The sequence below is a fragment of the Pseudomonas brassicacearum genome (assembly GCF_003732225.1).
Taxonomy (GTDB): Bacteria; Pseudomonadota; Gammaproteobacteria; order Pseudomonadales; family Pseudomonadaceae; genus Aquipseudomonas; species Aquipseudomonas brassicacearum_E.
Genome location: NZ_MOBJ01000006.1, coordinates 417,269 through 430,487 on the forward strand (window position 1 = coordinate 417,269; position 13,219 = coordinate 430,487).

Annotated in this window: 12 protein-coding genes; 8 read left to right on the forward strand and 4 right to left on the reverse strand. The window is 55.2% G+C overall.

All coding sequences use genetic code 11. The annotated features are described in order from the left end of the window. Positions 1 to 4: 4 nt before the first annotated feature. The 4 genes from BK659_RS08635 (at position 5) to BK659_RS08650 (ending at position 5,309) form a co-directional block, all read left to right on the forward strand. A complete protein-coding gene (locus BK659_RS08635) occupies positions 5 to 1,783 on the forward strand; it encodes an acyl-CoA dehydrogenase C-terminal domain-containing protein (RefSeq protein WP_123424655.1) in 1,779 nt (592 codons plus the stop codon). Between the two features lie 115 nt (positions 1,784 to 1,898). Continuing rightward, entirely contained in the window at positions 1,899 to 2,912 is a 1,014-nt protein-coding gene (locus BK659_RS08640) for an ArsJ-associated glyceraldehyde-3-phosphate dehydrogenase (protein WP_123424656.1), read from the forward strand. Positions 2,913 to 2,921: 9 nt separating this feature from the next. Next, a complete protein-coding gene (gene arsJ, locus BK659_RS08645) occupies positions 2,922 to 4,142 on the forward strand; it encodes an organoarsenical effux MFS transporter ArsJ (protein WP_123424657.1) in 1,221 nt (406 codons plus the stop codon). Between the two features lie 132 nt (positions 4,143 to 4,274). Continuing rightward, complete coding sequence (locus tag BK659_RS08650) at positions 4,275 to 5,309, forward strand: GGDEF domain-containing protein (RefSeq protein WP_185015297.1); 1,035 nt, start codon at positions 4,275 to 4,277, stop codon at positions 5,307 to 5,309. 36 nt (positions 5,310 to 5,345) lie between these two features. Here BK659_RS08650 and sorB read toward each other — a convergent pair whose 3' ends face one another. Then, the gene (gene sorB / locus BK659_RS08655) at positions 5,346 to 5,984 is read right to left on the reverse strand and encodes a SorB family sulfite dehydrogenase c-type cytochrome subunit (protein WP_123424659.1); all 639 of its coding nucleotides are present in this window, start codon (positions 5,982 to 5,984) and stop codon (positions 5,346 to 5,348) included. A gap of 11 nt (positions 5,985 to 5,995) precedes the next feature. Further along, complete coding sequence (sorA, locus tag BK659_RS08660) at positions 5,996 to 7,237, reverse strand: SorA family sulfite dehydrogenase catalytic subunit (protein WP_123424660.1); 1,242 nt, start codon at positions 7,235 to 7,237, stop codon at positions 5,996 to 5,998. Between the two features lie 365 nt (positions 7,238 to 7,602). On the opposite strand from sorA, the gene BK659_RS08665 reads away from it, so the two are divergent. Beyond that, a complete protein-coding gene (locus BK659_RS08665; protein ID WP_123424661.1) occupies positions 7,603 to 8,271 on the forward strand; it encodes an ATPase in 669 nt (222 codons plus the stop codon). A 312-nt stretch (positions 8,272 to 8,583) separates the two neighbouring features. Next, positions 8,584 to 9,042, forward strand: coding sequence for a metallophosphoesterase family protein (locus BK659_RS08670; protein ID WP_123424662.1), 459 nt, complete (start codon positions 8,584 to 8,586; stop codon positions 9,040 to 9,042). A gap of 125 nt (positions 9,043 to 9,167) precedes the next feature. Here BK659_RS08670 and BK659_RS27620 read toward each other — a convergent pair whose 3' ends face one another. After that, the gene (locus tag BK659_RS27620) at positions 9,168 to 9,656 is read right to left on the reverse strand and encodes a hypothetical protein (RefSeq protein ID WP_148050424.1); all 489 of its coding nucleotides are present in this window, start codon (positions 9,654 to 9,656) and stop codon (positions 9,168 to 9,170) included. A 485-nt stretch (positions 9,657 to 10,141) separates the two neighbouring features. On the opposite strand from BK659_RS27620, the gene BK659_RS27625 reads away from it, so the two are divergent. Continuing rightward, positions 10,142 to 10,717, forward strand: a complete 576-nt coding sequence (locus BK659_RS27625; protein WP_148050425.1) for a hypothetical protein — start codon at positions 10,142 to 10,144, stop codon at positions 10,715 to 10,717. A 397-nt stretch (positions 10,718 to 11,114) separates the two neighbouring features. On the opposite strand, the gene BK659_RS27915 is transcribed toward BK659_RS27625, so the two are convergent. Next, complete coding sequence (locus BK659_RS27915) at positions 11,115 to 11,321, reverse strand: hypothetical protein (protein WP_259740225.1); 207 nt, start codon at positions 11,319 to 11,321, stop codon at positions 11,115 to 11,117. Between the two features lie 860 nt (positions 11,322 to 12,181). Here BK659_RS27915 and BK659_RS08685 point away from each other — a divergent pair. Next, positions 12,182 to 13,219, forward strand: coding sequence for a hypothetical protein (locus BK659_RS08685; protein ID WP_148050426.1), 1,038 nt, complete (start codon positions 12,182 to 12,184; stop codon positions 13,217 to 13,219).

Sequence of the window (13,219 nt, forward strand, 5' to 3'; positions counted from 1 at the left end):
AACGATGTCTGATTACAAAGCTCCCTTGCGCGACATGCGCTTTGTCCTCAACGAGGTCTTCGAGGTGTCCAGGCTATGGGCCCGACTGCCCGGCCTGGCCGAGGTGATCGATGAAGAGACGGCCGTCGCGATCCTTGAAGAGGCCGGCAAGATCAGTGCCGAAGTGATCGCGCCACTGAACCGCAGCAGCGACGAACAAGGCTGTACGTGGAGCAATGGCACGGTGACCGCCCCGGACGGTTTTGTCGCGGCGTACCGGGCGTTCGCCGAAGGCGGTTGGGTGGGTGTGGGCGGCGACCCGCAGTTCGGTGGCATGGGCATGCCCAAGGCCATTTCGGCCCAGGTCGAGGAGATGGTCAATTCCGCCAGCCTGTCGTTCGGCCTGTACCCGATGCTGACCGCCGGCGCGTGCCTGTCGATCAATGCCCATGCCAGTCAGGCGCTCAAGGAACGCTATCTGCCGAACATGTACGCCGGCACCTGGACCGGTTCGATGTGCCTGACCGAGGCCCATGCCGGCACCGACCTGGGCCTGATTCGCACCCGAGCCGAGCCCGCGGCCGACGGTAGCTACACGATCAGCGGCAGCAAGATTTTCATTACCGGCGGCGAGCACGACCTGAGCGAAAACATCATTCACCTAGTGCTGGCCAGACTGCCGGATGCGCCCGCCGGCCCTAAAGGTATTTCCCTGTTTCTGGTGCCCAAGGTACTGGTCAACACCGACGGATCCTTGGGGGAACACAACTCGCTGTCCTGCGGTTCAATCGAACACAAGATGGGCATCAAGGCATCCGCTACCTGCGTGATGAACTTTGACGGCGCGACCGGCTGGATCGTCGATGCGCCGAACAAGGGCCTGGCAGCGATGTTCACCATGATGAATTACGAACGTCTGGGCGTGGGTATCCAGGGGGTGGCGTTGGGTGAGCGTTCATACCAGAACGCGGTCGAATACGCCCGTGACCGTCTGCAAAGCCGTTCGCCGACGGGCGCGCAGAACAAGGACAAGGCCGCCGATCCGATCATCGTGCATCCGGATGTACGCCGCATGCTATTGACCATGAAGGCCTTGAACGAAGGCGGGCGGGCGTTTTCCAGCTACGTCGCCCTGCAACTGGATACCGCCAAGTACAGCGAAGAGGCGGTAACCCGCACCCGCGCCCAAGAGCTGGTGTCGTTACTGACTCCGGTGGCCAAGGCGTTTCTCACCGACATGGGGCTGGAAACCACGGTGCTCGGCCAGCAGATTTTCGGCGGCCACGGCTACATCCGCGAGTGGGGGCAGGAACAATTGGTTCGCGATGTGCGGATCACCCAGATCTACGAAGGCACCAACGGCATCCAGTCACTGGACCTGGCCGGGCGCAAGATCGTCGGCAGCGGCGGGGCGCTTTACCGTTTGTTCGCTGCTGAAATTCGCCACTTCATCGCCAACGCCGGCACTGACCTCGGCGAGTTCTGCAAGCCGTTGAGCGCCGCCGTGGACACCCTCGACGAGTTGACCGGGTGGCTGCTGGATCGGGCACAGAACAACCCGAACGAAATCGGCGCTGCCTCGGTCGAGTACCTGCAGGTGTTCGGCTACACCGCTTATGCCTACATGTGGGCACTGATGGCCAAAGCGGCCATGGGCAAACAGGCCGAGGGTGACTTCTACACCAGCAAGCTGGGCACCGCGCGCTTCTACTTTGCCCGACTGCTGCCGCGTATCCACTCGCTGAGTGCTTCGGTCAAGGCTGGCAGCGAATGCCTCTACGAGCTGGAAGCAGCGCAGTTCTGAGCGCTATCGGGAGAGTAGGCAATCGAAGCGCTGATTTTCAGAACTCTCTGCTTTACTAGATATACGATAATTCATATATTCGTATTTCCGTATGTAATCAGAGATGCCGTAGCGCATGACCATCAAAGTAGGTATCAACGGTTTCGGACGTATCGGTCGGCTGGCGCTGCGTGCCGCATGGGACTGGCCCGAGTTTGAATTTGTGCAGGTCAACGACCCGGCAGGCGACGCGATCACTCATGCCCATCTGCTGAACTTCGATTCAGTTCATGGCCGCTGGCAGCATGAGGCCAGCGCCGAGGGCAATAACGTTGTGATCGGTGGCAAGCACATAAAAATCAGCGCCAATAAAACCATCGCCGAAACCGACTGGTCGGGTTGTGATCTAGTGATCGAAGCCAGTGGCAAGATGAAGACCGTCGCGGTGCTCCAGGCTTATCTGGATCAAGGTGTGAAGCGCGTGGTGGTCAGTGCTCCAGTGAAAGAGAAGGGCGCCTTGAACATCGTCATGGGCGTCAATCATCAGTTGTTCAATGCTGCGAAACATCGCATCGTCACTGCTGCGTCGTGTACCACCAACTGTCTGGCGCCAGTGGTGAAGGTGATCCACGAGAAACTCGGCATTCGCCATGGATCGATCACCACTATCCATGATTTGACCAATACCCAAAGCATTCTGGATCAACCGCACAAAGACCTGCGTCGGGCTCGTGCTTCGGGCATGAGCTTGATTCCCACCAGCACCGGTTCAGCTACCGCCATTGCTGAAATCTTCCCTGAGCTTCGTGGCCGATTGAATGGCCATGCCGTGCGTGTACCGCTGGCCAATGCTTCGTTGACCGATTGCGTCTTTGAAGTTGAGCGTGCCACCACTGTTGAAGAAGTGAACCGGTTACTGAAAGATGCTTCCGAAAACGAGCTCAAGGATATCCTCGGTTACGAGGAGCGTCCGCTGGTGTCCATCGACTACCGCACCGACCCGCGCTCCGCGATCATCGACGCGCTGTCGACCATGGTCATCAATAGCACCCAGGTCAAACTCTACGCCTGGTACGACAACGAATGGGGTTACGCCAACCGTACCGTCGAACTGGCCAGGTTGGTCGGTCTTGCCGACCAGCAGGGATAGGAAGTCAGCATGAAGGCGTTGTCAGCCCTTTCCCAGGATGTGCGCCAGTACCTGCTGGTGACCGGTAACTACTGGGCATTTACCCTCACGGACGGCGCACTGCGCATGTTGGTGGTGCTGCACTTCCATGCGTTGGGCTACTCGCCTTTGCAGATTGCGTTTCTTTTCCTGTTCTACGAAATCTTCGGTGTCATCACCAACCTGCTAGGGGGCTATCTCGGTGCCTGGTTGGGCTTGAACCGAACCATGAATGTCGGCCTGGCGTTACAGGTCATTGCCTTGTTGATGCTGGCGGTGCCATCGGCATGGCTGACCATTCCCTGGGTAATGGGCGCTCAAGCGCTGTCGGGTATCGCCAAAGACCTCAACAAGATGAGCGCCAAGAGTTCGATCAAGTTGTTGGTGTCGGAGAGTCAGCAAGGCACGCTGTACAAATGGGTGGCCATCCTCACCGGCTCCAAGAATGCACTCAAGGGCGTGGGCTTTTTCCTCGGGGGAGCGCTGCTCGCGTTGTTGGGTTTCAAGAGTGCGGTTGTGGCCATGGCGGCAATGCTGGGCGTGATCTGGATAGGCAGTCTGTTTCTGCTCAAGAAGGATTTGGGCAAGGCAAAGGCCAAACCAAAGTTTCGCGACATTCTCTCCAAGAGCCGGGCAATCAACATCCTTTCTGCGGCGCGTATGTTTCTCTTCGGGGCACGCGATGTCTGGTTCGTGGTGGCTCTGCCGGTATACCTGAGCACTGCGTTTGGATGGGACTTTTGGCAGGTCGGCGGTTTTCTCGCCGCCTGGGTGATCGGCTACGGCATCGTGCAGTCCTTGGCGCCCTCGATTACCGGCAAGGAACGCGGAGAAGTCCCCGATGGTCGCGCAGCCTTCGTTTGGGCTCTGTCGCTGGCCGTTCTGCCCGCCGCTATCGCCATCGGTTTGAACACTGATCTGTCGGCCCATGTCGTCTTGTTGGGTGGACTAATGCTGTTTGGCGTACTGTTCGCCGTGAACTCATCACTGCACAGCTACCTGATTGTGTCTTACGCCAAAGAAGACGGCGTGTCCCTGGATGTGGGGTTCTATTACATGTCCAACGCCATGGGGCGGTTGATCGGGACGGTATTGTCAGGATGGGTGTTCCAAGCCTATGGGCTGGTCGCTTGCCTATGGGTTTCCAGCGCTTTTGTCCTATTGGCCGCAGTGATTTCTATCGCCTTACCCAGGCACGCCAAGGCGATATGAAACCATCAAGATCGCCCACAACCACCCATCTCAACAGGCAGTAGGCATACATTATGTATGGCCGCGTGGTGTACGTAAGGATATGCTGCCGCGACTTCATATATGCCAATAAAATCCAACCACAGTGACGTTATGAGCCAATCAGAGACGCGTGCGACTGCCCTAGCGCTGTATCCAGAGAACTCCCGCGAAGCGGCGGCTCTGCTGAAGCAGGCCGTACCACTGATGGTGCGTCACAACATTCCACCTAATCCCGTGCACTATGCGCTCTGGTACACCTACAGCAAAGGTCAGGAACCAGAGCTCAATCGCCATCTGGACAGGGTGGTCAAAGACTTCGACAGTTTCCCTCCAGAATCCGCGATGAAGCTTTTTCGCGACTACATCATTCGTGACGAACTGGAGGATGCTCGCGCAGGGCAACAACAAGCGATCAATCTGGTTGACGACATGGAGCGTGATATCTCGCGTAGCGTGAATGGCAGCGTCAACTTTCAAGCCAGTCTTGGGCACTGTATGGAAATGCTCGCGGAGCCGGTCGACAAGAGGTTGCCCGCCATTCTGAGTGAGCTGCAACAGAGCACTCAGGTCATGCGGGATCAGCAAGAGCTTTTCCTCTCCCAACTGCACTCTGCGCAAAATGAAATCAAAAGTTTGAGAGACAAGCTTGAGCGAGCCCAACTAGCCGCATCATTGGATGGTCTGACTAAGGTGTTGAACCGTGCCACCTTCACCCGCTCGCTGGAGCGTGCGCTGATCAACGCCAAGGGGGTGGCACTGGTCATGCTGGATATCGATCATTTCAAGCAGTTCAATGACCAGTATGGCCATCCTTTGGGCGACCGCGTCCTTGAGCATGTTGGTCAGGTGTTACGGAACTCACTCCCACCTCAGGCTCTGGCGGCGCGCTATGGTGGTGAAGAGTTCTGTGTAGTCCTGCAGGAGTGTGTTGATCTCACCAGTGCTCAGACTTTCGCTGAGCAGCTACGCCTGAAAATTCAGGCGCTGCGGATCAAGGCTCGTGGCACGGATGAGGTGCTCGACACGGTAACTGCATCCTTTGGTGTCGCCCTCGCCAAAGCTTGTGACAATGTGGAAAGCCTTCTGACTCGTGCCGATGATGCGCTCTATCGAGCCAAGCGCAGCGGGCGCAATCGAGTGAACTGAAACCTGTTGGCTTAAGCACCTTTTCAACAAATGAACTCATTGATGCAGTACGAAAGTCGCCAGAGTTTGCAGATCGCCCGGGCTTAACTGCGTGAAAGGCGGCATCGGGATATCCCCCCATTTGCCGGTACCGCCGTGCTGAATGCTGGAGGTTACCTTGGCCAGTGCCTGCGGGTCATTGGCATACCTGGCAGCCACATCGTGATAGGCCGGGCCTACGACCTTATGATCGATCGCGTGGCAGGTCAGACAGGAGTTGCTCTGCAGCAAGGCCATGGCGTCGACTTTGGCTACAGGCGCCGCCGGGGTCTGGCCTGCCGACGGGTTCGAGGCAGCCTGCACATCGGCATCGCTCGCATGGGCACTCCCGTAGGTCACCGCAAGGTAGGCGCCGATGATGCTCACATCCTGATCGCTGATCGGAGCCCCATACACGTGCTGCATCTTGCTCGCTTCCCCAGTCCACTGCGCCAGGCTCATGCCGGGAGGTTGGAAGTTGATGTAGTCGGCAGAATGGCAGGTGGAGCACTTCTGTTGAGCCAATGGGTAGCCGGGCAGAGCACTGGGTTTGAACACAGCCGTTTCGGGGGGCAACGTGATCGATAATGGCGCTGCGCTAGCCATGGTAGCCAAACAAACCTGAGCCGCGCACAGCAAAGTGGTCATGCGTTTCATGCGGGGCCCCCTCAGGCGACGGTCACGTGGCTGGTTTCTACGACATGGCGGCGGTAGCCACCGGGGTTCCAGTCGGCTCGCAGCGGCTGCGTCTCGCCCGCACTGTTGCTGGCTCGCACCATCAACTGTGTGGCGCCCTTGCTGGTAAAGGTGATCGGCAGCGTCCACTCACGGAAGGAGAAACGGCCAAGATCCTGCCCAAGCTTGGCTTCGCGCCAACTTTTTCCGCCGTCGATCGACACTTCCACCTTGTTGACCCCAACGCCGCCGTCAAACGCAATGCCCTTGAGCACCACGTTTTTTTTCAGCGGCAACACATCGCCGTGTTTGACGCTGGTGATGAAGCTACGTACCGGCAACCTGGAAATCGGCAACGTTTGCACCGCAGTGGTGCCGGGGGCGATGCAGAAACAATCGTTGTCCGGGACGCGGTAACCTTTAGCCATGAAGAAACCGTCGTAGGTATGGTCGACGACTTCGATCTCACTCAGGTGCTTGACCCAGTACGTACCGAAATAGCCTGGCACCACTAGACGTATCGGATAACCGTTGAGGAATGGCAGGTCGGTACCATTCATCGACCAGGCGATCATGGGCTCGCCGTCCATGGCGTGGCTGATGTCCAGAGCTTTGATGTACTCCGGCGTGCTCGGCAGCACTGGCTTATCGAGCCCTCGGAATGTCACTTGCCTGGCGTCGGCTTTCACTCCCGCCTTTTCCAATACCGCCTTGAGCGGTACCCCCACCCAGCGGGCATTACCCATTGAACCATTACCCAGCTGAGCGCCGAACACGCGCGGCATCGAGAAGCCACGGCTGTTACCCGAACACTGATTGACGGCCACCACTTCTACCGGTTCGGCCAGAGTCTTGAGTTCTGCAAGGGAAAGTGACAGCGGCGTGTTGACCGAGCCCTTGATCGTCAGACGGTAGCTGTCCGGATCGATGCTGGTAGGGATATTGGCCAGGTGGTAACGCACGAAAAAGGCGTCATTCGGCGTGATGGGCCCTTCGTTGAAGACCGGGAATGGGGTCTCAAGGTGCGGCGGGCGGGTGGTCACCAGGGTTAACGGTCGTTTTTGCGGGTATTGCACCAGCGGCCGTGGGCCGGCAGCAAAGGTCACTTCTTCCGGTGTTTCGTCGGCTGCCTTGGCAAGGTTTGCCAATGGCGAAGCTGCCAAAGCCAGGACGAAGGCATCGCGTAGAACGCGCCGGCGACTCGGGTTGCCGTTATCAACAAGACTGAACTTCATGCTGTTCTCTCTTTGTTTTTTTACTGAGATGTATCTGACAGCAGCCCCACATACACCCATGGGGGAGGAGAGGTATCCGATGTAATGCGTAAGTGGGTTTTCAATTAACTGACCGACTTCGATTAGCAAGCCAGTATCGTCACCTGCAAAACGACTGCTTTTCATTGAGCGTCAGTGACTTGGCATTTGATGACAGACGATACCGACATGTGAGGTATAGCCTGCCCACGCTCATCACAACTGTAGCTCATAGGCTTCCCACCATTCGTTCGGTCGATAGTTACCATCAAGGAATGCACGTTCTGTTTTGCCGGCAAAGGAGGAGGATGGCGCTATACCAAAGGCGCTTCTGAAGGAACTGTGCGATGAGAATTTCTACCTTGCTGGCACTTGTCGCCATTTTGACCGGTAGCGTTGCGGCCACAGCGCCGGCCTACGCGGCCGAACAGTCCTGCCACTTTTTACCAGTGGTCGACAGCACCATCGGCCTGCAGCACGCTCAATCGGTGGGTGTGCTCTACAGCGAAAACACCGTCAACACCCTCGAATACCTGGAGCAGTACCATTCGGTAGCGCTGAACGGCGCGAAGAACCCTGCGCTCGACTCGCGCATCAGCAACGCGTTCGTCAACAGCTCCGATCCGAAACTCGCGATCAACTGGCTCATGGGTTCGTTACAGAAAGAATTCGCCTCGGTAACGGTATACGACAACCTCGACGCGCTGGTGCAAGCCCATCCTGACGTGGTGGTGATGCTGGACACTTACAGCCGTCTGGTGTCGAAGCGCAACAACCAGGTTGAAGCGCGATTCATGGCCAAGTTTTACGATTCGAACCTGCAATACATCGGCAAGGCCGAAGGCTCGCGTGAACAACAAATGCCTTCGGTCTGGGTTCATGGCAAAGCGGCTCCAGAGATCGCCGCGCAGATCAACCAGCAAACCGAGCTGCAATTGAACGCGCTGAAGCAGTTCGATGCGTCACTGAAGGCTCTCGTGTCATCCGGCGAAGTGGCTCAGCTTGCAAACAACTGATAGTGCGACCTCTAGGTCGCATCCAGCACCTGATCATCATTCGCAGCGGTCGGGTCATTCTACGAACAATGATTACCGACGATTCGAGTTGCAATAACTGCCGCAGTACAGAATGGCAACTGTTCAAAACAGCCGTTGATCGATCAAATGAGTGGATGGGAAGCAGTGAGTAAAGGTAGATGTCAGGAGCCGACTTCTCTCTACTGAGAGGCAGCTTTTGGCGCAAAACAGCCTGTAACGAAGACCCTGCACATCGAAGGCGCTCACCCCATTACACTGCAGTCAAATTCCTGAGCCTGTTCTGGAGATTGCATGAAGGTTGGCGTAATTTCCGATACCCATGGTTTGCTTCGCCCTGAAGCTCTTGATGCACTGATGGGCTGTGAGCAGATCATTCACGCGGGTGACATTGGTAGCCCGGAGATTCTTGATCAACTGGCGACTATCGCTCCTCTGCACGTCGTACGCGGCAACAATGACCAAGACGAAGCATGGGCAGAAAATTTCCCTGATCTACTACGTTTCGACGTCAACGGATGGCAGGCGCTGTTGGTGCATGACTTTGCCGATATCCCGGTCGTACTCGATCCTGGCATAAAGCTGGTGATCACCGGCCACTCCCACAAGCCATGCATAGAATGGCGTGGTGAGCAGCTTTACCTCAATCCCGGCAGTGCAGGGCGACGACGCTTCAAGCTGCCGGTAACGTTGGCTCTGCTTGAGGTCTCTGCGACTTCAATTGAGCCTCGGCTGATTTATCTACTGGAGTGACTCGCGTCATCCACAGTGGGGAGGTCGACCAGTTCACTCGGGGGCCATGAGCAGCGCAAGCGTCATAATGCGCACAAGGCACTTGTGATCTACCTTGGGGGCTCGGCGTTCAATGTTCAGTTGGCCTACAGAGTCCAATCAACGGTATTCTGAATATTAGGAATCGTTGCGTAGTTTGCTGCTGGTGCTGTGTGATCATTTAGTTCAACTGTCCCAGATGAGCCATGGCGGGCGTAATAATCCGGTGAACACAGCTCTAGCACATGCCACCCTTGAATCGGAGCGAGCGATATACCTCGAACGATAACGCCGCGTTGCAAAACCAGATAATCACCATATGCACGATTACCGAATCGTGGCTGCTGCTGTTTAGGTAGTCGAATATTGTGAGCCTCTAAGCCGAACAGATAACTCTCCACCGCTTCCGGCTCAATGAATAAACGTAGAGATTGACCTTGATAGCAAAGCAGCTCACCTTGGTGGTGTCCTCTGCGCCATCGTCCTTGGTTGCCAAGATTGTCTTCAAAGTATAGTGAGGTAGGTCGACCTTCATCAGAAGTCGAAAATCGATAGCTATTTTGAGTAAATAGGGAGAGTTTGGTACCGTCTAGCATCGTTGATTTCCATATCAGATTTTCAATGAAAAGGGTCTAATTCCGCATTGCCTTAGAATTGTCGGTTATCAGGGTTAATATAGCCGCTGATACGGTTAATCATAGAGGGGGAATGCTTTTCGTCTAGTATCTATAGACGACAGGTTGCTAGTTTAGGTGGTGCACCCAACCTTGCGGATGCAGACGTCAAAGCTACTGCGAACGCGCTTGCTAAGCGTGCGAAAGGACGACCGGTATTCGATCTTCAGCTGGAAAGTGAACGTGAAACCCTCGCTGCGCTGATCGTGAAAGCCGCGCAGTCAATCAAAGTCCCTCGAATGCACGTCTCACTCGACTATTTACGAAAGTGTTGGAAAGTACACAGAGAGCGGTCTTGGGCGGAACACCCATTACCTAAATCGGATATTGAAGAGGACGGGATAGATTGGGATGCGATGGAGCAGTAGGCGATTGATGATCGGCTCGCCGAAATGAGGACACGTCGGATGCTCTTTCAAGGATACCCTTGGAGCTGCGACACCTGTCAGCATCGGAATTGGACTGATTTTCAGGCGTTGTCGCCGTCTCTCGTGTGTGATGTTTGTCGAACTGAAACTGAGTTGCCCGTCGGGATTCCCTGGTATTTTCGACCGAACGAATTCCTCATTGAAAGCCTTCGCTCCCATAGTGTTTTGCCACTCGTTTGGCTCCTGTCAGCTCTGTGTGATCGAGCGCGTTCGTCGTTCATGTATCTGGGGCCGACTTGCTTTGGCTACTCGCTGGACTCCAGAAATTCGGATGTGGAGGCGGATCAGCTTGCTATCGTTGATGGCGAATCCATCCTCTGCGAGGTGAAGTCGGCGTGGCGCAGTCTACGGGCGGCGCATATTGAAGACTTCGTTCACCTTGCAAAGCGACTTAGACCGGATCGGGCTATTTTGGCTGTCATGGAGAAAGGCAGTCGGCTCGATGAGGAAATGCGCACGGCTGCGACTGCCCTGAAGGCGGATGGCATTCAGTTCGAATTGCTAACACTCGTAAGTTACAGCGTCGAAGACGACCCGTACCCTCTTGGCCGCTAACGGGATGAGCATGGATGTTCAAGGTGCTGAATTTTCGAGAAACGGGGTTCTGTGCAAACGTCACCGGAGGTTAGTGATATTGGACATGACAATGGAAAAGTTCCATTCAGACACATGATTTAACATAATATACATTATGCGTACCTTCGTATTCTTACGTGGGGGGCTCGAGTGGTCAGATTTGAAGGCAGGCACTGCCTCTTACGCATCACCTGGTCCAGCTTGCTGCTTGGCGATGTAACTCAGAATGAATGCATCCTGCGATCCGCGCTCTTTGTGATATCCAACCACGTTGGCCAACGTCCACCGCAGCATTCTCATCAGAATCGGGTCAGAGAATTTCGCGCTGTCGGACTCATACGGATACCGGCTGTTGGTGAATACATTGCGGTATCTCTCAAAGCAATCTTCTTGGCTGTCCAAGGCCAAGCTGCAGCGAAGTCAGCAAATCATGCTTGTCAGGATTCTTGCGGTTAGTTTTGCCGATGCTCAGCAGCTGCTGGTGAGCCTTGGCAAGCGCTGCCGGATCAAGCTTGTAAGTTTCGCCAGATGTCCCTTGGTTCTGATCAGGCAATGAGATGAAGCTTTTGAGCAGGAGCTCCATGCCGATTGATGTTTTTTCCTTTATTGGCAGATGCTGATTTTCTCACCTTGAGCGATGTCGTCCATTTTTGGAAGATAGCGTTCAAGGATGAGCTACCCTACTCTTTTGATGCTATATAGTTATAACTGAACTAAATGCTTGTTTAGTTTAGTTATATTAATTTCGTCGTTTCATTGGACTGTCAAAGCTGCCTCATTGAAACGAAACGAGAAAACGCCGCTGCCAACAACGTTGAACGGACTTTGCGGCCTTTTCGGATGACAGGTTCGCCCCTCCTCCAAGTCGGCGAGACTTGATGCTCCGCTGCTGCGACACATCGCAGAAGACCTCGCCCCCTAACTGCAAATATGCTCAGCCCACCACCAGCACCTCGCCGTCCTCGATCAAAGCGTGCTCGGATCGTGCGTGGCATGACCATAATTGTCGCGAGGTCTAGAAGATTATCCAGCAAGTGCTATCTCTACCTGAAGCGGCATGTGTATCAAGGGAAAGTAAAGCTGAGTGCTAAGCTGGCGGACGCGGCTGGTAGCATTCGCACGCCCCACTTCCACTCGAGACGGTCGAACTTCGCATGGCATACGGCTTTTTACCAAGGACGCTTTGGCTCGGAGGTCTCGCCGTCGACAACGTTGTTGGAGTCAAGCATCTCGCCCCCTCTCTGGCGACATAGGAGCTGAAGTCATAGCCCAGGGCCGTTCGTCGCTGCGAGATACCGGATCAAGCGCAAGAACAGAAACCAATGAAGGTTTCAGACGGGTCGCCCACCTACACGATCTTTAACTACACTGTTGTTCTGATCGCCCCCCACCAACGATCCAGACCAGTGGGCCGCAGCAGACCTTTATCGGAGAAGGACCTTCATGGGACTTTATCAATGCCTGCCTTGCGTAAAAGTATTCGAAGAAGAAGCTGCGTCCGTTCCACTTTGCCCATTTTGTCGCGGCCAGGTCATACCCTATCCAGGCCCTACACCGTCCAGCCTTTGCGCCACACCGTTGACCACACCACTGGCACCTATTTTGCCATTGCCGAAAGTCTCGCCTATCTCGTTCAAGTTCATCAGTCTTACTGCCGAAAATATGGATTTTTGGAGAAATTACGCAAAGCTCATGCGATTCATCGCCTCCAACCTTTTCTCTGGTGTCGCCGTGTATGGCTACCAACAGGCCGTAAAAGGATTTATGGATGCGTTGGATTGTTTTGAAAGAACACCTCGCAGCCAGGTCTGGGTGGCCATCGCCACGTTTGGATCAATCAAGAGCGCCCCCACTGCCAAGTCCTTTGCCAACATCGAGATGTGCATGACTGTTACAACACATCCGGACATCCCGATAACCACACACATGGGGATTTTTCGCTCTCCCCTGCGCTTGGTGAAAACTCCCGAGCTGGAAAAGGTTCGTGGCTTGCAGGCCGGTGGTGTCAGCGTGGGTGACATCATTAACGTTCTGGAAAAGAAGCGAACCCTGGCACACCCCGTCCGCCGGCTTTCAACCCAACTTCATGCCTTTGCTGCCAAGCGTTGTCTTCAAGAGAGTCGTGGGCTTGCAAAGATCCTCATGATTACCGCGCCGTTGGCGAAAATGCTGGAGATTCTGAATAAAGATTGCGCCGCCTACTCGACTGACAAAATCAAATCAGAGAAAACAGACAGCACATTGGTCACTCAGGTGGGCGAAGCTCAAGCACCTAAAAGTCACCAGTTTGTAATCAATAACATTCAAAACTACCCGTGGCTCACTGAACTGGCTGACCTGAATGGATCTCGCCCGAAGATCGCCATCGAGATGCAGCCCTTGGCGAGTGCCATGGATGAGAGCACGCGTGTCGAATCAGTTCTGGACTGGCTTGATAGTCGGCACAGGGTGTATCTCGCCGCCTCCTCAAGTTCAATGTGA